This window comes from Rhodoferax lacus (assembly GCF_003415675.1).
Lineage (GTDB): Bacteria > Pseudomonadota > Gammaproteobacteria > Burkholderiales > Burkholderiaceae_C > Allorhodoferax > Allorhodoferax lacus.
In genome coordinates, this window is the sequence record NZ_QFZK01000006.1 from 70,114 (window position 1) to 88,465 (window position 18,352).

Below are 18,352 nucleotides of genomic sequence, written 5' to 3' on the forward strand. Positions count from 1 at the left end.
TCCGCCACGGCCGTAAGGCGCGGTCAGTCCCTGGCCGCTCGCGGCTCATCGAATTTCTGCTGCACCCTCTGGCTTGGGTACGGGCACAACGGCCTGCCCCTGTGCCTGCCAGGCAGCGATGCCACCCTCCAGGTGACGCACCTCAGCGCCCATGGCCTGCAGAGTCGCACTCAGGCCCTGGCTGATCTCATGGCCGTGGGCGCAGTACACAACGATGGGCAGGTCTCGCGCAATGGTGTCTTTCCAGTCCAGCCAGAGTGCCGGGTCTCGCCACTGGGCGCCGGTGATCTGCACCCCTGAAGCCGCAAAGGCCTGTGCGCGCCGCACATCCAGCAACCGCAGTGGCACACCTTGCGCCAGTTGATGGGCCAGCTCTGGTACGGAAATAGATGGCATGGAATGCTCCTGAAAATCAAGGGTGAGTGAGTGGATACAACAGAATTCCGATGAGTGCAGCCGATGCGACGACGACGGGTTCCTGCAGCTTTTTGTACTTCCACAGGACGCCAATGGTCAGCAGCGCCAGCACGGCGGTGGGCACATCGACAATGCTGCGCTTGGCAATCACCACCACCGAGCCCGTGATGGCCCCCACGGCCGCAGCGGTCACACCGTCCACAAAAGCCACGATGGCCGGGAGCTTGCCGTACTTTTTGAAGTAAGGCGCAGGCAGGATGGTGAACAGATAGCATGGCAAAAACGTGGCCAGTGCCGCCATGCAGGCACCGGGAAAGCCCGCGACCAGATAGCCAATAAAACCCACGGTAATGACCACCGGCCCCGGCGTGATCATGGCCACGGCCACCGCGTCTACAAACTGCTTTTCTGTCAGCCAATGGTGCTCGGTGACCACACCGCCGTACAGAAAGGGAATGATGGCCAAACCGGAGCCAAACACAAACGCCCCGGCCTTGGCAAAGAAGACGCCTATCTGGGTCAGCAAGGGCCAGTCCAGTGTGGCCATCCAGGTGCCGGTGTGCGCCATGTCAACGGGCAATGCGGCGGCCAGTCCCCCGCCGCCCCAGCGCTTGGGCGGTGCGCGCCACAACCAGGTCACCACACCGGCCGCCAGAAACAGCCAGGCGATTTCCGATTCGGTGACGATGGTGACAGTCGCCAGAATCAGAAAAATCGCCCACAGCAGTTTGTCTTTGCCAATGCTTTTAGTGCTCAGCTTGTGCGCGCTGATGGCGATGATGCCGATGACGGCGGCGCCCACGCCGTAGAACACCGCCTGCATCCAGGGCAGCCCGCCAAACTGGCTGTAGGCCCAACCCAGGGCCACGACCATGAAGAACGAGGGCAACACAAAGGCGATGCCTGTCAGGGTGGCGCCCAAGATGCGGTAGTGCACGTAACCGAGGTAGATGGCGGTTTGCGCGGCCATGGGGCCCGGTGCCAACTGGGCCAGTGCCAAGCCCTCTTTGTAGTCGGCCTCTGTGATCCACGTACGTTGCTCCACCAGATCGCGGTGCATATAGCCCACCAGCGCCACGGGGCCACCGAAGCCCAGGCTTCCAAGACGCAGGAAGTACAGCACCAGCTGCCACAGGGTGTAGCGGATGGCATCGCGCGCTGGGGCGGGGTTGGCTTCAGGGCTTGTCATGGCTTGTTCCCTGCTTGGAGAAGTTCTGAAACAAACCGTCGAACACGGCACAGGCGGCCTGCAGCAGGCGGTCATCGCTCGCAATGGAATCGCGCATGCCGGCCAGCACGTTCTCAATGCCCGAGGCTTCAGGCGGCTGCAGGCCACCGGCATCCAGAAAATGCACCAGATGGCCGATGCGCTGCAGTGCTGGGGTGTCCAGCCCAAAGCTCGTCAGCATCACCTCGAAGGTCACCTTGGCACCAATGTGGCTGAAAGTGGCTCCATCAAAGTCAAAGCCCACCGCGTCCCTGGGACACTTCCTGGAATTCTCCAGCCACATGAATTTGGCCTTGCGGTCGATGAAGGTCCGGATCAACCAGGCGCAGGCCAGGCGGTCCACCCAAGGGCGCTGGCGCGTGGCCCAGGTCTTGCCCTTGAAGGCCTTGATGTCCAGGCGCGCAATGTCGGCCGCAACCGCGTGCGGCTCGTCCGGAGAAAGAATGCGTGCCAGGGCCAGCTCTAGCGCCTGCAAAGCTGCTTCGGTTTGCTTCTGGGCTTCGGACCCGAAGAAGTCAATCTCTACGACAGCGGCCAAGGCCTTGCGCAGCTTGCGTGCCTTCTTGACCCGCTCGGACGCGTTGTCCTCGTTGAGTTCGGCACTGGTGGCGCGTATGTCTTCCAGCAGCGCCGCGAACTCTTCGCTGCGGTCAAACAGGGACTTGAAGTCGGCACCTGCAGGTTCTTCGACCCGCATCACGCAGGACGTTCCACCAGACTCCGACACTTCGGCGGCCACGCCGTCAAAGACCGCGCGACACGCAGCCTGCTCAGGCATCAGGTAGACGCCATCGCGCAGCACGGCAGCACCCGATGCCTTGAGGGCGCGCCAGGTGCGCATGCGGGTGTTGGCGTTTTCAGTGGGCAGACTGATGATGAGGGTGAGCCAATATTTCATGCAACAATTATTACATTGACGTATTAAGTGTTGCAAATTATTTTGACAACTCTCCGGGTGTGTCTGGCCCAAGTGTGTGGGCGAGTGGTACGCCGCTTCTGATGACGGGCACACCACCCAATCCGTAGCGGCTTGCCGCGCTCCCCTTCAGCCCTGTCCCTGAAGCTGATGGACCGCACGTGCCAGCGCCGCAATGCCCGGCTCGATCTGGTTCAGGCCGATCGACGAAATGCGCAGCCGGAAAAAAGGGCAGGGCGTGGGTGGGTTCAAAAAGAAGCTGGCCCCCGGCTCGATCAGCACGCCGAACTGCTGCGCCAGCAGCGCCAGTTGCGCCGTGTCCATATCTGCAGGTGCCTGTACCCAGAGCGAGGCCCCGCCGTGCGGTTGCTCAAAGCGGAAGTCGGGCAGGTGCTGCTGCAGCGCCTGGCCCAGGCGTTCCAGGCGCTGCAGCATCTCGGCGTTGATGCGCCGCGCATGGGTCTCGTGGTGGCCCAATGACAGGTACATGGCATAGGCCTGCTGCAGGAAGGCGCTGGGGTGGCGCAGCATGGCGTGGCGGGTCTGGCGCAGCGTGGCAATCAGCGCGCTGGAGGCGACGATATAACCCAGCCGCAGCGCGGGCGACAGGCTCTTGGAGACCGAGCCGATGTAGACCACGCGCCCGGTGCGGTCCAGGCTTTTGAGGGCGGGCATGGGTGCGCCCTGGTACAGGTTCTCGGCTTCGTAGTCGTCTTCGATGATGGCAAAGTTCTGCAGCTCGGCCTTGCGCAGCAGCCACTGTCGGCGCTCCAGGCTCATGGCATGGGTGGTGGGGCTTTGGTGCGAGGGCGTGACATACACATAGTCCAGCGCGGGCAGCCCATCCACCACCAGGCCCTGCGCATCCACGGCAATGCCCAGCAGCTGCGGGCTGCGGGCCGACAGGCTGTTGCGCGCATGCGGGTGGCCGGGCTCTTCCAGGCCCAGGCGGGTGCTGCTGTCAAACAGGGCCTCAGAGAGCAGCGCACAGGCATGCTGCGAGCCGCAGGTGATGAGGATTTCCTCGGCACGGGCAAACACCCCGCGTGCGGGCAGCACGCGCTGGCGGATCTGCTCCACCAGTTGCGGCACATCGGCACTCTCCAGGTCATGCGTCCACTCCGGCAACTGGGCGCGGCTGAGGGTGAGGGCGCAGCACTCGCGAAAGCCTTCCAGCGGAAAGCCCTTGTCGTCGCTGGCGCCGTAAACAAAGGGGTAAGGGTAGTCCTGCCAGCGCGCGGGCTTGCTGAAGAAGCGCTCCGTGCTGCGCGAGCGCCGCACGCGGGCCGGCCAGTCGGGAGCCACATCACTGGGTGCTTCGGGCCCGCGAAACGGGTCGTTGCGGGCCAGCGCCAGATCGGCCGCCAGCGGGCGCGCCTGCGCGGCCACATACACGCCGCTGCGCAGGCGTGACTCCAGGTAGCCATCATCCATCAACTGCTGGTAGGCGGCAGTCACTGTGTTGCGGCTCAGGCGCAGCAGCGTGCAGAGCTCGCGCGAGGAGGGCAGAGCCGTGCCCGGTGCCAGCCGCCCGGCCAGGATGGCCTGCACCACGGCCTCGCGCAGGCGCGCCTGCAGCTTCATGCCGGGGCGCTCGGGCAGGCCCAGTAGCTGCTCCCACTGCGGTGCGCTGGTATCGGGAATGGGCGCGCTGCGCGCACTGGCATGGCCGGTAGCGGGCATCTGGCTCCTGGTGGGCGGGGTGGTCAGCATGTATGCTCCAACGCTTGCAACTATCGCGCCACCCGGGCGTGCGCTGCGTCCACTTTACGAGCCTGCCCGCATGACCCCTTATGTCCGATAGCCATGCCTTCTCCCGCCTGGACTACTTCAAGGCCCTGACCGTGGTGGTGATCTGGGGCCTCAACTTTGTGGCCATGAAGGTGGCCCTGCCCGGCCTGGGCCCCATGCTGCTGGGGGCCTTGCGCTTTGCCGCAGCGTCCCTTCCCTTTGTGCTGTGGGTGCGCCGCCCCAATGTGCCGTGGCGCTTTATCGTGCTCTATGGTCTGCTGCAGGGCGTGGGCCAGTTTGGCCTGCTGTTTACCGGCCTGGCACTGGGCATGACGGCCGGCATGGCCTCGGTGGTGCTGCAGGCCCAGGCCTTCTTCACCATGCTACTGGCCGTGCCGCTGCTGGGCGAGCGTGCGCGCGGCTACCAGTGGCTGGGTCTGCTGTTGGCTGCAGGCGGCCTGGTGGTGCTGGCCTCCAGCCACGGCAGTCTACCGGGGCAGATGACGCTGATCGGCTTCTTCTTCAGCCTGGGGGCGGCGTTGATGTGGGCCAGCGCCAACCTGGCGGTGCGCTTCATGGGCCGCCAGTCCGCAAGCTATGACCCGTTTGCCTTCATTGTCTGGAGCAGCCTGGTGCCCATACTCCCGTTCCTGGCCATGGCCTGTGCGCTCGACGGCGTGCAGCCGGTGTTGCAGGCGGTGCTGCACCTGAGCCTGCGCGAGTTCCTGGCCATCCTGTTTCTGGCCCTGCTGGCCACGCTCTTGGCCTACACGCTGTGGACTGGTCTGCTCAAGCGCTTTCCGGTCGGGCGGGTGGCACCGTTCTCGCTGCTGGTGCCGGTGGTAGGGCTGCTGTCGGCCTATGTGGCCTTTGACGAGCAGCTTAGCTTGCTGCAGGTGCTGGGCACAGTGGGCGTGTTGCTGGGGCTGCTGGTGAACCAGTTGGGTGGGCGTTTCCTGCGGCTGGTGTTTTAGGGAGCGCACCACTGTTCTTCGCACGGAATGCCGTCTGCATCCCCATCCATTTTGACGCCAGGACAGTGGGCCAGGAAATATTTCGCCTCGGCGCATGAAGTCATTTGAGAGCAATATTTTCGGCCATCGCACTGGAAAGAGGGCATGGGTGAAGCAGATGCCTTGGTCGGCATTTCATTCAATGCCTCAGTGGCGGCCAAGGGAGGGGCTTGGAACTTGGCACGTGCGGGCAACTCTTTGTCTTTGGCCAATTGCTTTTGTCGCTCGGCATTGAGTTCTTCGACCGTGGGCTGCTTGCGCACCTCATTTGACGGACAGGGGTCCTGCTGATACCGCACGGAGCCGTTGACGTTGCACTTGTAAATCTGAGTGGCTGCCACTGCAGTCGACGCGAGCAGAAAGGGGGCCAACACCAGTGCCAAGGCGAACGATTTGAGCATGGGGGACGTAAACAGTTTGTGGTGTCGCAGTATCTGCGAAAAGCCCAACGCCACCGTACATCGGGTGCTGCGGGAGGGCGGGCAGCGCCCTGTCGGGCACCGCTACCGGCGAGGACATGTGGCGCTTCATGGAAGGCAGCGCGCGCGCAGCCAGTTTGATGTGGCAGAGACCTGGCAGTGCTACAACCTGCGTCCGATACCTGCGCCGGAAACATTAGTCTGCTGGGCACGCTCGATCGGTCCGTAGCGAGGGGAATGCGTGAGGAATTGGGGGGGGGTGGTTGAATTCTTGGCCGCGGGAGCAGACCTTGATATGCTGCTGGCTACGTATGTCAATTCGCAGCAAAGTTCGTGAAAGAAGCGGACAAACAGAAAAGCAGTGCACCAAGTGTGCCGACTGGAAACCTGCCGATGCCAACTACTTTTCAAGTTTTAAGCAGGGAGTGTTAGGCCTTCATCCATGGTGCCGTGCATGTCTGAGTGACTACACCCGTGAAGCCTACGCTAAGCGGCGAACTACTGTACGGAAGTACCTAAAGGACTTCGGTGCACTGCCCAGGGTAAATCACGCACTTCCCAAGCCAGTTCATGAAATCCTAGAGGAAATTACACGTGAAGTCGATGATCAGGCGACCTACAAGGCGTACCTGATTACAAATAGACTGACGAACGAACCCTATGTTGGTATCACCGCTCGCAGTCTCAGACATCGGTGGAAGCAACATCTTTCCGATGGTGTCAAAGGGCAAGGCTATCTACTTCATCAGGCCATGCAACGGGATGGCATAGAGAACTTTTCTTTTGAGTACATTGCGTGTGCCTCGGACAGGCGAAACTTGCACCTTCTCGAGATACAACTTATCGAGCAGTTTCGGTCTCTCGAAGTTGGATATAACCAAACACGTGGTGGCTCAGCTGGCGAAACAGTCGGCAACGAGATCATCGTTGATGACAAGACTTTTATTAGCCTAAATGCTGCCGCACGTTATTTCAAGATTCAAGAAGGTACTGCTGTACAACGGTTGAAGCGGTACGGATGGACTCAGGAGCAAACCTTTGGCTTGAGTCCTCCACCCGATCGCCAACCTCGAAGGAACACTTTTGAAGTTGATGGTGTCGCTTACATAAACTTCAAATGGGCATGCAAAGCATTTGGGCTGAGCGAATCCGCTGTACGATCTAGGCTCAATAATGGATGGGATAGGCGTCAGGCATTTGGACTGGATCCTCGACCACCTCGCAAAACTACAGGCAAGGCGATCGCAGTTAGTGGTCAATCCTTCCCAAGTCTTGCAGAAGCAGCAGCCCATTTTGGTCTTGCTGTAGGTAAGGTGGCACAAAGGCTCCGGGCTGGGTTAACTGCCGAGCAGGCGTTTGACTTACAGGACAAGAATAAACACGAAGTGAGCGGGACCCCCGTCGTTGTTGATGGGGCGACATTTTCCAGTCGCACTGCGGCAGCGAAAAGGTATGGGGTTGAACCTTCTCTGGCCAGCGCACGAATTCGGAAAGGTTGGACTGTTGAACAGGCGTATGGACTTACCTCTCCAGTACCTAAGCCGGTCAGCGTCAACGGTGTCGAAATTGTAGTTGCAGGCAAATTGTTTCCCAGTAGAGCTATTGCCGCGAAATCATTTGGGTTGGATCCTAGGCTCGTTCACAAACGATTGAAAGACTATGGATGGACCTTGAATCAAGCATTTGAGATTGATCCACCGCCTGAGGCTCGCTCAAACCATGCAAAGGCGATTACCGTTCAGGGTAAGACCTATGCGGCAATTATTGATGCGTGTCGTGCATTTGGCCTGTCTGTCTCCACAGTCCGGAGAAGGATGGCCTCTGGAATGACTTTTGAGGGGGCACTTACAAAGCCCTCGCAAAAAAAGAAAGTCTAATGACTGCTCTGGAGTTGGCAGACTACAGAGGCCTTGCACCCGCAATAGGCCCGGCGGAGCCGATAACTTTTTTCCGATTCGGCACCTCAAAGCTGAATGTCGGCCATGTGGAAAATACTAGACCCGCATTGCCGCGAAAGCAGTCACTCAAAGGGTTCCCCCAATTGCGGAATGTTCAGCATTCGCGTCGAAGTCCCCAATCTCGCGAAGTAGTCGATCGTGTGATGTACTGGCTCAATATTCACTTGCCGACATTGCACTATCAATATGCCCGTACCCAAATGCTGTCTATAGACGTAGGTACATGATTTTCAAGATAAATTCCAGACATTCATCGCGATGTTTTCTGACGGGATCCCTCGTTATCCCGCAAAGCTGCGGGATATATCAAAGTTAAGCCCCATGAACCCTAGCAAACGCTACCTTGCTGCGATAGCTGCAAACCTCGATCAGCTTCAGCGAGCCCAGATGGCTTGGATCTGTACACAAGGCTTCGCTGCCGCCGGGCAACCCACACATCTGTTTGCAAAATTGTGCTTCAACGCTCTCTTTAACGACTACATATCAAAATGTGCCAAGGTTTTCGAACTAGGGCGTCAAACTGCATCCATTTGGTACATTGAAAGGACAAATTCAGCCGCCTTCCTTGCTGCCATGGACAATAACAAGGGATTGCTTGACCAACTTTGCGCCATAGCCGTGCCTTTGAAGCACCTGCGAGATCGGGACCTTATGCATTTGGACGAGACTGGAGTTCTGGATCCAAATGGAGTGTGGGAAGCAGCCGCCCTCAATCCACGAGAGCTCCAGGTTGCTGTAAAGGCAACGCTTCGAGTACTGCGAAACCTTGCCTCCCAAAACAACATTGATGTCCCGCCACTGCCACGTTCTCTAAATGGACCTCGGACAAGTCACATCGCAAAGTACCTCTACAACTATGTGCAATGACGCCTAAACCATCTCTCAACCGGACCGCTGCGGCGCCTGCCTCCACGGTCCGGTTAGGTCGAACTTTAAACCCACGCTTTGAGCGACCGCTTCCAACCCAAGTCAGGATTCGGCTGGGGTGCGTTTGCGGTCTTAAGGCTTTTTCACCCGCTGCGCGGGAAGGGGGTATGCCGGGCGACGATTTGTGGTGCTCAACCATGAGGAGCCCGCCCTTGCCCCTCCTGCGCACCCACCCGCCGGTGCGAGAACTCTGACCGCCAGATACCGGACGTATTTGAAGACCCGCTTCCAGCCCTAAAGAGTCTTCAACTCCCTAACACATCCGCCAAAACGATCTGCATGGTTTTTGGGCATGGGCTGCCAGCCCAACAGGCATGCGGGTCCGGGGTAGTTGCACAGACCTTATCCACAGCTCCATTCACAGTTCCTGGGGATGGAAGTGTTCACCCATTCATATCTTTTCGTCGCGCAGCCAGTACCACTTGTACAAAAAGAACTGCCCAAAGCGGCGAAACGGCGCAAAGGCTTCGGCGCTCACCACGTTGAAAAGATTGGGGTACTGCAGCGGCGTGTTGTAGATGGGCAGCTGGAAGACCTCCTGCCCCGCGTCCTTGCCGGCCACGCGCTCGGCCAGGCGCTTGCCGGCCCAGGTGGAGAAGGACACGCCGTTGCCGCCATAGCCCACGGCGTACCACACGGTTTGCTTCGGGTCGGGGCGGGCGATGCGCGGCATCATGTCGTGGCTCACGTCCACCCAGCCCCACCACGAGTAGTCAATCTGTATGCCCGCCAGCGGCGGGAACTTGCGCGCGATGGCATCCGTCAACAGCTTGAGGTGGGCCGGGTCCTGCGCGTCGGCGCCGGTGATGGAACTGCGGCTGCCCAGTTGCAGGCGCTTGTCGGGCAGCAGGCGGTAGTAAAAGCGAAGGGTGCGGGTGTCGGTCAGAAAGGTCTGCGAGACAAAATTGGTGGCGGCCAGCTCGGCATCGGTCAGCGGGCGGGTCACCACCGAGTTCGACAGGATGGGCAGCAGCTTGTTGTGCGTGTGCGGGCTCAAGCGCTGGCCGGTGTAGCCGCCGGTGCACACGGCCACGCGCCGCGCGCGCACCGTGCCGGTGGGCGTGTGCAGGGTGTGGATGCCGTCGGCACCGGTCTCCCAGCCCTGCACCGGGCTGGCAGGGTGCAGGCGCACACCCAGGGCGCGGGCCCGGCGGATCAGGCCGAAGGTGAACTTGAGTGGGTGTATGCCCACGCCTTCGTGTTCGTACAGGGCGCCCAGGTGCTCGCGCTCGTCGCAGTAGCGGCTGCGCACTTCTTCGGGCGTGAGCAGGCGGGTGTCGTAGCCAAAGATGTCGCGCCGCACGCGGGCCTCGTTCTTCAGGTACTCCAGCTTCTTGGGGCGGTGGGCCAGATACAGGTGGCCGCCATCAAAGGCGTCGCAGTCAATGTCCTGGGTGAGCGCCTTGAAGTTCTCAAAGCCGGTGCGGATTTCGGTGTCCATTTTCTTGGCCACATCCAGGCCCCAGCGCCCTATCCACTGAGAGCGGGTCAGGCGCCCGCTGGCGTTCTGGCCTTGGCCGCCGCTGCGGCTGGAGCAACCCCAGGCGGCGCGGTTGGCCTCCAGCACCACGGCCTGTATGCCGTGCTCTTGCGCCAGGTAGAGCGCAGTCGACATGCCAGTGGAGCCCGCACCTATGACCACCACATCGGCCACGCTGTCACCCAGCAGCGGGCCGTCGTCTTCCGGCGGCTCACCGGCAGTGGCCACCCAGTAGCTGGGGGCGTAGTGGCTGCCGGTGCCGGGGTCCGGGGCCAGCAGCGGGTCGTAGATCGGGTTGTAGGCCTGGCTTGCTGGGGTAGCCATGCTCATGCCTTTGCCGCTGCGTTGGCGGGCAGGACGGCAGGCAGGTTGGGCCGGGCCTTGCGGAACACCTTCTTGCTGAGGATCTTGCCATTCTGGAAGGCGAAAATGTCGACGCCATCGCTCTCGATGCGGCTGCCGTCCGCGGCTGTGCCCACAAAGGTCCATTGCGAGACGCCAAAGTCGCCCTGCACAACATGCTGGCCGTGCAGCCACTGCGCATCGGGCACGGCAGCCCAGGCGGCGGCAAAGGCGTGGCGCACGGCCTCCAGGCCCACATGGCGGGTGCCAAAGGCTTCGGGCCCGGCGGCGGTTTCAAACACGCAGTCGTCTGCCATGAAGGACATCAGCGCCTCCACATCATGCTGGTTCCAGGCCAGGCTGAAGGCGGCCAGGGTGGCCTCGGTGACCGGTGGGTGTGCGTTCGTCAAGTCGGGGCTCCAGTGCATGGCAAAGGAGCCAAGACTAGGGCGCAGGGCCGGGCTGCGGTAGAGCCAGAGCGGCGTGTTCTATGCAGCCAGGGCGCTCACTTTGGGGCGCCCACAGGCGCCCGCAACACGCTGCGCCAAGGCAGTACCATTTCGGTGCACACTTGGAACTTTGGCTCTGCCCGCAGACACAGGCGCGCAGCCCTTCAATTCGCATCGGAAAAAATACATGACAGCCTTCAAGACCCACTCCCTTTTTCGCTGCATGTTTCTGGCTCTGGCCAGCCTGGCCCTGGCCGCCAACGTGTTTGCCCAGACCCGGGAAGTCACCTTTGCCCACCAGGACATGCTGGTGCCGCTGCGCACGGTGATGGAGTCGGGTGAACTGGAAAAGGCCACCGGCTACAAAATCCACTGGCGCATGTTTGGTGGTGGCGGTGACGTGATACGCGCCATGGCCTCGGGCGATGTGCAGATTGGCGAGGCGGGCTCCAGCCCCTTTGCCGCAGCGGTCAGCCAGGGGCAAAACCTCAACCTGTTCTGGATACTCGACGACATTGCCGATGCCGAGGCGCTGGTGGCCCGCAATGGCAGCGGCATTGCCAGCGTGAAAGACCTCAAGGGCAAGAAGGTGGCCACGCCCTTTGTGTCCACCGCGCACTACCAGCTGATGGTGGACCTCAAGCTCGAAGGCGTGGATGCCAAGGGTGTGAACGTGCTCAACATGCGCCCGCCCGAGATTGCCGCAGCCTGGGAGCGCGGTGACATCGACGCCGCCTTCATCTGGGACCCGGTGCTCAGCCGCATCAAGGCCAACGGCAAGACGATTGCCAGCTCGGGCAGCATCGGCAAAAAGGGCTACCCCACCTTTGATGGCCTGGTGGTGGATGCCAAGTGGGCCCGTGACAACGAGGGCTTCATGGTGGCGCTGGTGAAGGCCCTGGCCCGTGCCGATGAGGACTACCGCAGCAACGCCGCCCGGTGGACCGTGGACTCTCCCCAGGTCAAGGCCGTAGCCAAGTGGACCAAGGCCGATGCCAGGGACGTGCCTGCGGCCATGGCCTTGTATAAATTCCCGACGATGCAGGAACAGCTCTCGGCTGCGTGGCTGGGCGGTGGCGCGGCCAAGGCCCTGGCCGACACGGCAGTGTTTCTGAAGGAGCAGGGCCGCGTGCAGGAGCTCAAGCCCAGCTACGGCGCCTATGTGAACCCCACCTACGTGCAGAAGGCGCTGGGCAAATAAGGCGGAGCGGCGAGGAGGGCGGCATGCCAACACTGGAAATACACGACCTGTCGGTGAACTACGCCACCCGGGGCGGCACGCTGCAGGCGCTGGCACAGGTCAACCTGACCCTGCAAGGCGGCGACTTTGTCGTGGCCCTGGGCGCCTCGGGCTGCGGCAAGACCACGCTGCTCAATTGCATGGCAGGCTTTTTACCACCGACTGAGGGGCAGATCGTGCTGGACGGCCAGCCCGTGACCGGGCCGGGTGCCGAGCGCGGCGTGGTGTTCCAGCAGCATGCGCTGATGCCCTGGCTTACTGTGCGCGACAACGTGGCCCTGGGCCTGCGCATGCAGGGCGTGGGCAAGCGCGAACGCGAACGCATCGCTCTGGAGCGGCTGCGGCAAGTGGGGCTGGAAGCCTTTGCAGACCACGCCGTGTATGAGCTCTCAGGCGGCATGCAGCAGCGCGTGGGCATTGCGCGTGCGCTGGCCTGTGACCCGGCTGTCCTGCTGATGGACGAACCCATGGGCGCGCTGGACGCCTTCACGCGCGAGCAGGTGCAGGAAATTTTGCTGCGCGTCTGGGAGCAGTCGCGCAAGATGGTGTTCTTCATCACCCACTCGGTGGAAGAGGCGTTGTTTCTGGCCACGCGCCTGGTGGTGATGAGCCCCAGCCCCGGGCGCATCACCCATGTGTTGGACGACTTGCCGTTCTCGCGCCAGTTCCTGGCGCATGGCGACGCGCGGCGCGTGAAGTCCGAACCCGGCTTCATCCGTATGCGCGAAGAGGTGCTGGCACTGGTCCACCACCGGGAGGCCGCGCATGCGTGAGGCCGCGCCACAAAAGACCAGCCGCTTCAAGGTGCAGGGCGAAGGCAGCAGTGCAGCCATCAGCGTGGTCACTGTTTGCGTGCTGCTGGCGCTGTGGTTTGGGGTGACGCAGCTGGGCCTGGTCAAGCCACTGTTTTTGCCATCGCCGCAGGCGGTGTTGCTGCAGTTCCAGGAATACCTCACGGGTGCGGCCAATGATAGGCCGCTATGGCAGCACCTGCTGGCCAGCGTGCTGCGCGTCAGCGTGGCCTTCGTGCTGGCCTTGCTGTTGGCCGTGCCGGTGGGGCTTGCCATGGGCATGTCGCGGGTGGTGCGCGGTATCTGCGATCCGCTGCTGGAGTTCTACCGCCCGCTGCCGCCGCTGGCCTATCTGCCGCTCATCATCATCTGGTGCGGCATTGACGAGGTGCCCAAGGTGCTGCTGATTTTCTTGAGCTGCTTTGCCCCGCTGGCGCTGGCCGCACGCGCCGGTGTGCGCAGCGCCTCGCAGGAGCAGATGCAGGCCGCCTGGTCCATGGGTGCGGGCCCGTTGCAGGTGATACGCCATGTGGTGCTGCCCGCAGCGCTGCCCGAGATTCTGGTGGGCATGCGCATTGCCATCGGCTTTGGCTGGACCACGCTGGTGGCCGCAGAGATGGTGGCCGCCAACGTGGGCCTGGGTCAGATGGTGCTCAACGCCTCCAACTTCTTGCGCACCGACATTGTGGTGATGGGCATCCTGGTTATTGGTGCGGTGGCTTGGCTGTTTGACTGGCTGATGCGCCGCCTGGAACGCCGGCTGGTGCCTTGGAAGGGGCGCATGTAGGCAGCCAGTGGCCCCCCTGCAGTTGCAGCCGGTAGTGCGCACTGGTCTTACTGCACAGGGGTTTGCCATGCTGTGTGCCCTGTTGCACTGCCCCCGGGTTGGACGCGGGCGGTGTAGCGGGCCCGCCAAGCGGCGCAGGGCTTGTAGCGACGGCATCTGGCGGCTCGGCCACGGGCCTGGCCAGCAACGGTGCCGGTGTGAGCTGAATGCCTGCCTCCGGGCTTGCCGCCTGGGCCGGCAACAGTAAGCCCAGCGCAGTTGTCAGCACCAGCAGGTCTGCCTTGATGTTTCCGTTCACGTGAAGCTTCTCCCTGGTTCGGTGGTGGTATGGCGCTCAGTCTTTGGGTGCCGGCACAAAGCCGTACAGGCGCTCGGGCGCCAGGCGCTTGAGCATGGACTTGTCATCTACCACACCCACAATGGCGTGCTCCTTGTCACCGCTGTCCAGGCGCACCGTCTTTTGCACCGGATGGCCGGCCGCATCGGTGATGGCCGCCACGATGGGCGCCTTGGCACTGGCGGTGCGCTGCACCACCACCGCCAGCTCGCCCGAGGCCAGCTTCACAAAGTCGCCCGGCGGGTACAGGCCAAACTGCTTGACCACCGAGGTGGACAGGGGGCCACCCGCGTCTTCTGCATACAGCTGGCGCACGGCCTGCTGCGGCGATAACGCTGCACGCAGCGCACGCGGGCTGATCTTGGCCATGAACACATCGGCCACACGCAGGGCCACGGCCATTTCGCTGATGGTTTTCTGGCCCTTGGGGTAGCCGCTGCCATCGCTGCGCTCATGGTGCTGTTCGATGGCACCCAGCCACTCTTCGTCTTTCACGCCGGCCTGGCGCAGCAGGTCAGCGGCGGCGGCGGGGTGCAGGCCTATTTTTTCGCGCTGCTTGTCTTTCACGGGCACGTCCTGTCCGGCCATCTGGCCTTGCAGCTCCATGATGGACAGGTTCATGGTGAGTGCTGCCTTGGCCAGGCACAGCATGCGTTCTGCGGGCCACTGCAGCTGGCGCGCCATCAGCACACACAGCACGGCCGCGTGCACGCTGTGCGTGTAGCCATACCAGTAATGCTGGGCGTTTTCCTGGCGCACGCAGCGGTACAGGGCAATGTCCGGATGGGTGTCGAGCAGGCGGATGAGGTGCAGCGCAAATTGCTCCACCCTGGCCGGGAAATCCGGCCCGGCCACATCGGCCAGCAGGGCCTGCAAATCGGCCCCGGTCTTGTCCCAGGCCTGCAATAGGCCGAAGGGCCGCACGGGCTGGGCTACCGCGGAGCTTTCAGCAGCGCGCGCGGATTCACGGACCTCTTCCGCATCCACAAAAGCACCGCGCTCCAGCACCTGGTCGAGCTGGTGTTCGGTTTGCACCACGTGGCCTTTGGACAGCAGCAGTTTGCCGTCCTCGTCCCGCACGTTCCAGGGCAGGGGTTTGCCGAGTTCAACTTTCGAGCGGGGTAGGCGCAATACTTTCAATGTGGCATTCCCTGTGGTGGTTTTTTGGCTTGTGCTTGTTTGTATCACCCGCAGCGGGTGGTTTGCGCACTTTATTTGAAGTTGCCGCTACAGTAGCCCCATCGTTGCGAAAATCAAATTGAGACCTTCAAGGTCCATGTGCACTATGCAGAATAAATACATGCCGGGCGGAGATGCAGCCTGGCGCATTGTGGGGCAGTACGCCCTGTTTGCCTCCTTGTGGATCTGGCTGTCCGACAGCCTGGTGGCCTGGCTGTTCAGCGACGTCCTTACCGCACAACGGGTCAGCATGGGCAAGGGCTGGCTGTTTGTGGTGGTGACCTCCTGCATGCTGTTTGTGCTGATCAACCGGCTGATCGGAAATTTCATGCAGGCCCAGGCCGCCCTGAGCCACGCCAACAACAAGTTGCAGGCCACACTCGGCGCCTTGCCGGACCTGATGTTTGAAGTCTCGCTGGATGGCCGTATCCACCAGTACCAGTCCCACCGCAGTGATTTGCTGGCAGCACCTCCCGAGCTTTTTCTGGGCAAGTGCTTTGCTGACATACTGCCGCCCCAAGCCTCCGCGGTCTGTCAGCAGGCCATGGACGAGGCAGGCCGCAAAGGGTTTTCTGCCGGCCTGCGCTATGCGCTGGACTTGCCGCAAGGCGAGTGCTGGTTTGACCTGTCGGTGGCCCCCCTGGCCAGCAGCGTGGGAGGGGCGCCGCACTTCATTTTCATTGCCCGGGATATCACCGAACGCAAGCGGGCCGAGAAGCAGCTGGAGCTTGCCGGCCTGGTGTTTCAGCATGCGCGGGAGGGCATCATGGTCTCCGACCCCGACGGCGTGCTGGTGGATGTGAATGAGGCCTTTTGCCGCATTACCGGCTACAGCCGCAGCGAGGTACTGGGCAAGAACGCCCGGCTGCTGAGCTCGGGCCGCCAGGGCAAGGAGTTTTACCGCCTGATGTGGACCAGCCTGCTGCAGGCGGGCTATTGGAGTGGCGAAGTCTGGAACCGTCGCAAGGACGGCGAAGAATATGCCGAGCTGCTGACCATCAGCACGGTGCGCAATGACCAGGGCCAGGTGGTACAGCATGTGGCGCTGTTCTCGGACATCACCCCGCTCAAGCGCTACCAGCTGGAGCTGGAAAGCATTGCCCATTTCGATGCGCTGACAGGCTTGCCCAACCGCCTGCTGCTGTCGGACCGGCTGCAACAGGCCATGGCACAGGCTGCACGGCGTGGGCAAAAGGTGATGGTGGCCTACCTGGACCTGGACGGCTTCAAGAGCGTCAACGACCAGTATGGCCATGCCGTGGGCGACAGGCTGTTGGTGGCGCTGGGCCACCGGCTGCAGGACCACCTGCGCGATGGCGATACGCTGGCGCGCCTGGGCGGGGACGAGTTCGTGGCCATCCTGGTAGACCTGGAAGAGAGCGAGACGGTGCTGCCCCTTATAGCCGGGCTGATTGCCGCCACCGCAGAGCCCTTTCACATTGACGGGCTCACCCTGCGCATTTCGGCCAGCGTGGGCGTCACCAGCTACCCGCAGTCTGCTGAACTGGATGCCGACCAATTGCTGCGCCAGGCCGATCAGGCCATGTACCAGGCCAAGCTGGCAGGCAAGAACCGCTACCACGTGTTCGACACCCAGCGCGACAGCGATATGCGCGGCCACTTCGAGAGCCTGGAGCGCATGCGCCAGGCCTTGTGCCGCAAGGAGTTTGTGCTGCACTACCAGCCCAAGGTAAACATGCGCAGCGGCCAGTTGATCGGCGTGGAAGCGCTGATTCGCTGGCAGCACCCCGAGCGCGGGCTGATGCCGCCACTGAGCTTCTTGCCGGCCATTGAAGAGCACCAGCTCTCCATCGACGTGGGCGAGTGGGTGATGGACGCGGCCCTGGCCCAGCAAGGGCGCTGGCGCAGTGTGGGCCTGCACATTCCCGTCAGTGTGAATGTGGGCGCCCTGCAGTTGCAGCAGCCGGACTTTGTGCAGCGCCTGCAGGCCCTGCTGCAGCGTTACCCGGACCTGCGGCCGGGCGACCTGCAGTTCGAGATTCTGGAGACCAGCGCCCTGCAGGAGATGCAGCAGGTCACCGCCGTCATCGGCGCCTGCAAGGCCTTGGGCGTTGACTTCGCACTGGATGACTTTGGCACCGGCTATTCGTCCCTCACCTACCTGCGCCAGCTGCCCGTGCACATCCTGAAAATCGACCAGAGTTTTGTGCGCGACATGCTGCAAAACACCGAAGACCAGGCCATTCTGCGCGGCGTGCTGGGCCTGGCCCGCTCCTTTGGCCGCGAGGTGATTGCCGAGGGCGTGGAAACCCAGGCCCATGGTGCACTGCTGCTGCAAATGGGCTGCGAGGCGGCCCAGGGCTATGGCATCGCAAGGCCTATGATTGGCGACGCCATCCCCGACTGGTTGCAGCGCTGGAATTCCCACCCGCAGTGGCTGGAATCTGTACCCCAAACCCTTCAGGAGTCCCTTGCATGAATGCATCCCATGTTTCCATCCCCAGCTACGACGGCCAGTCCTTCAGCGCTTACCTGTCGCTGCCACCCAAGGGCACGGGCCCCGGCCTGATCCTGATCCAGGAAATCTGGGGCGTGAACGAACACATACGCGCGGTGGCCGACCAGTACGCCATGGACGGCTATGTGGTGCTGGCACCCGATATCTTCTGGCGCCAGAAGCCCGGTGTGGACCTGCAGTACACCGAGGCCGACACAAAATTCGCCTACCAATACATGACCAACCTGGACGCACCCAACACCGTGCGGGATTTGCAGTCCGCAGCGCAAGCCCTGCGCGAGCGCCCCGAGGTGACGGGCAAGATTGCCTCCCTGGGCTTCTGCATGGGCGGGCGCCTGTCGTATGCACTGGCTGCTACGGGCGCGGTGGACGGCGCGGTGTGCTACTACGGCGGCGGCATCCAGAACAACCTGGAGCAGGCACCTGCCATTCAGGCGCCCATCCTGTTCCACTACGCCGAGCTGGATGACCACATTCCCCCCACGGCTGTGGCCGCCGTGCAGGCCGCCTTTGCCGGGCGCAGCAACGCACAGTTCCATGTGTACCCCGGCGTGGGCCATGGCTTCAACTGCTGGAGCCGCCCCCTGTACAACCAGCGCGCTGCTGCATTGGCACGTGGGCGCACGCTGCAGTGGCTGGCGGAAAACCTGGGCTGAGTC

The 18,352-nt window shown here is 62.3% G+C and carries 16 protein-coding genes; 8 read left to right on the forward strand and 8 right to left on the reverse strand.

Annotated features, from left to right (window positions below):
• Positions 1 to 45: 45 nt before the first annotated feature.
• The 4 genes from DIC66_RS11630 to pdxR all read right to left on the reverse strand — a co-directional run bounded on the left by DIC66_RS11630 (position 46) and on the right by pdxR (position 4,244).
• Entirely contained in the window at positions 46 to 396 is a 351-nt protein-coding gene (locus tag DIC66_RS11630) for a rhodanese-like domain-containing protein (protein ID WP_117177332.1), read from the reverse strand.
• 16 nt (positions 397 to 412) lie between these two features.
• Positions 413 to 1,606 (reverse strand): chromate transporter, encoded by a 1,194-nt coding sequence (locus tag DIC66_RS11635; RefSeq protein ID WP_117177334.1) that lies wholly within the window; start codon positions 1,604 to 1,606, stop codon positions 413 to 415.
• A complete protein-coding gene (locus tag DIC66_RS11640) occupies positions 1,593 to 2,543 on the reverse strand; it encodes a chromate resistance protein ChrB domain-containing protein (RefSeq protein ID WP_117177336.1) in 951 nt (316 codons plus the stop codon). Before DIC66_RS11640 ends, DIC66_RS11635 begins: the two co-directional genes overlap by 14 nt.
• A 147-nt stretch (positions 2,544 to 2,690) precedes the next feature.
• Entirely contained in the window at positions 2,691 to 4,244 is a 1,554-nt protein-coding gene (gene pdxR, locus DIC66_RS11645) for a MocR-like pyridoxine biosynthesis transcription factor PdxR (RefSeq protein ID WP_117177588.1), read from the reverse strand.
• Between the two features lie 110 nt (positions 4,245 to 4,354).
• Here pdxR and DIC66_RS11650 point away from each other — a divergent pair, with 110 nt between their 5' ends.
• Entirely contained in the window at positions 4,355 to 5,266 is a 912-nt protein-coding gene (locus DIC66_RS11650) for an EamA family transporter (RefSeq protein ID WP_117177338.1), read from the forward strand.
• Here the strand turns inward: DIC66_RS11650 and DIC66_RS11655 are convergent.
• On the reverse strand, positions 5,263 to 5,706 hold the full coding sequence (locus DIC66_RS11655) for an excalibur calcium-binding domain-containing protein (RefSeq protein ID WP_117177340.1): 444 nt from the start codon (positions 5,704 to 5,706) through the stop codon (positions 5,263 to 5,265). The genes DIC66_RS11650 and DIC66_RS11655 overlap by 4 nt on opposite strands.
• A gap of 329 nt (positions 5,707 to 6,035) precedes the next feature.
• Here DIC66_RS11655 and DIC66_RS11660 point away from each other — a divergent pair, with 329 nt between their 5' ends.
• A complete protein-coding gene (locus tag DIC66_RS11660) occupies positions 6,036 to 7,601 on the forward strand; it encodes a GIY-YIG nuclease family protein (RefSeq protein WP_117177342.1) in 1,566 nt (521 codons plus the stop codon).
• Between the two features lie 402 nt (positions 7,602 to 8,003).
• On the forward strand, positions 8,004 to 8,549 hold the full coding sequence (locus DIC66_RS22900) for a hypothetical protein (protein ID WP_147321293.1): 546 nt from the start codon (positions 8,004 to 8,006) through the stop codon (positions 8,547 to 8,549).
• 451 nt (positions 8,550 to 9,000) lie between these two features.
• Here DIC66_RS22900 and DIC66_RS11670 read toward each other — a convergent pair whose 3' ends face one another.
• Complete coding sequence (locus tag DIC66_RS11670) at positions 9,001 to 10,413, reverse strand: NAD(P)/FAD-dependent oxidoreductase (protein ID WP_233505887.1); 1,413 nt, start codon at positions 10,411 to 10,413, stop codon at positions 9,001 to 9,003.
• A gap of 2 nt (positions 10,414 to 10,415) precedes the next feature.
• Positions 10,416 to 10,841, reverse strand: a complete 426-nt coding sequence (locus tag DIC66_RS11675; RefSeq protein ID WP_233505888.1) for a nuclear transport factor 2 family protein — start codon at positions 10,839 to 10,841, stop codon at positions 10,416 to 10,418.
• 262 nt (positions 10,842 to 11,103) lie between these two features.
• Between DIC66_RS11675 and tauA the strand changes: the two genes are divergently transcribed.
• The 3 genes from tauA to DIC66_RS11690 are packed head-to-tail and all read left to right on the forward strand — an operon-like array spanning position 11,104 to position 13,698.
• Positions 11,104 to 12,081, forward strand: a complete 978-nt coding sequence (gene tauA, locus DIC66_RS11680) for a taurine ABC transporter substrate-binding protein (protein ID WP_199534728.1) — start codon at positions 11,104 to 11,106, stop codon at positions 12,079 to 12,081.
• Between the two features lie 23 nt (positions 12,082 to 12,104).
• Positions 12,105 to 12,893 carry a taurine ABC transporter ATP-binding protein gene (locus tag DIC66_RS11685; RefSeq protein ID WP_117177352.1) on the forward strand — a complete coding sequence of 263 codons (789 nt, stop codon included), beginning with the start codon at positions 12,105 to 12,107 and terminating at the stop codon, positions 12,891 to 12,893.
• Positions 12,886 to 13,698 carry an ABC transporter permease subunit gene (locus tag DIC66_RS11690; protein WP_117177354.1) on the forward strand — a complete coding sequence of 271 codons (813 nt, stop codon included), beginning with the start codon at positions 12,886 to 12,888 and terminating at the stop codon, positions 13,696 to 13,698. Before DIC66_RS11685 ends, DIC66_RS11690 begins: the two co-directional genes overlap by 8 nt.
• A 334-nt stretch (positions 13,699 to 14,032) precedes the next feature.
• On the opposite strand, the gene DIC66_RS11695 is transcribed toward DIC66_RS11690, so the two are convergent.
• The gene (locus DIC66_RS11695) at positions 14,033 to 15,175 is read right to left on the reverse strand and encodes an HD-GYP domain-containing protein (protein ID WP_147321294.1); all 1,143 of its coding nucleotides are present in this window, start codon (positions 15,173 to 15,175) and stop codon (positions 14,033 to 14,035) included.
• Between the two features lie 145 nt (positions 15,176 to 15,320).
• Here DIC66_RS11695 and DIC66_RS11700 point away from each other — a divergent pair, with 145 nt between their 5' ends.
• A complete protein-coding gene (locus DIC66_RS11700; protein WP_233505889.1) occupies positions 15,321 to 17,654 on the forward strand; it encodes a putative bifunctional diguanylate cyclase/phosphodiesterase in 2,334 nt (777 codons plus the stop codon).
• The gene (locus DIC66_RS11705; RefSeq protein ID WP_117177358.1) at positions 17,651 to 18,349 is read left to right on the forward strand and encodes a dienelactone hydrolase family protein; all 699 of its coding nucleotides are present in this window, start codon (positions 17,651 to 17,653) and stop codon (positions 18,347 to 18,349) included. Before DIC66_RS11700 ends, DIC66_RS11705 begins: the two co-directional genes overlap by 4 nt.
• Positions 18,350 to 18,352 lie beyond the last annotated feature (3 nt).

Bases quoted from the DNA above. Each gene is read 5' to 3' on its own strand.
- DIC66_RS11630 (WP_117177332.1), bottom strand. From the start codon at position 396: ATGCCATCTATTTCCGTACCAGAGCTGGCCCATCAACTGGCGCAAGGT.
- DIC66_RS11635 (WP_117177334.1), bottom strand. From the start codon at position 1,606: ATGACAAGCCCTGAAGCCAACCCCGCCCCAGCGCGCGATGCCATCCGC.
- DIC66_RS11640 (WP_117177336.1), bottom strand. From the start codon at position 2,543: ATGAAATATTGGCTCACCCTCATCATCAGTCTGCCCACTGAAAACGCC.
- pdxR (WP_117177588.1), bottom strand. From the start codon at position 4,244: ATGCCCGCTACCGGCCATGCCAGTGCGCGCAGCGCGCCCATTCCCGAT.
- DIC66_RS11650 (WP_117177338.1), top strand. From the start codon at position 4,355: ATGTCCGATAGCCATGCCTTCTCCCGCCTGGACTACTTCAAGGCCCTG.
- DIC66_RS11655 (WP_117177340.1), bottom strand. From the start codon at position 5,706: ATGCTCAAATCGTTCGCCTTGGCACTGGTGTTGGCCCCCTTTCTGCTC.
- DIC66_RS11660 (WP_117177342.1), top strand. From the start codon at position 6,036: ATGTCAATTCGCAGCAAAGTTCGTGAAAGAAGCGGACAAACAGAAAAG.
- DIC66_RS22900 (WP_147321293.1), top strand. From the start codon at position 8,004: ATGAACCCTAGCAAACGCTACCTTGCTGCGATAGCTGCAAACCTCGAT.
- DIC66_RS11670 (WP_233505887.1), bottom strand. From the start codon at position 10,413: ATGGCTACCCCAGCAAGCCAGGCCTACAACCCGATCTACGACCCGCTG.
- tauA (WP_199534728.1), top strand. From the start codon at position 11,104: ATGTTTCTGGCTCTGGCCAGCCTGGCCCTGGCCGCCAACGTGTTTGCC.
- DIC66_RS11685 (WP_117177352.1), top strand. From the start codon at position 12,105: ATGCCAACACTGGAAATACACGACCTGTCGGTGAACTACGCCACCCGG.
- DIC66_RS11690 (WP_117177354.1), top strand. From the start codon at position 12,886: ATGCGTGAGGCCGCGCCACAAAAGACCAGCCGCTTCAAGGTGCAGGGC.
- DIC66_RS11700 (WP_233505889.1), top strand. From the start codon at position 15,321: ATGCAGAATAAATACATGCCGGGCGGAGATGCAGCCTGGCGCATTGTG.
- DIC66_RS11705 (WP_117177358.1), top strand. From the start codon at position 17,651: ATGAATGCATCCCATGTTTCCATCCCCAGCTACGACGGCCAGTCCTTC.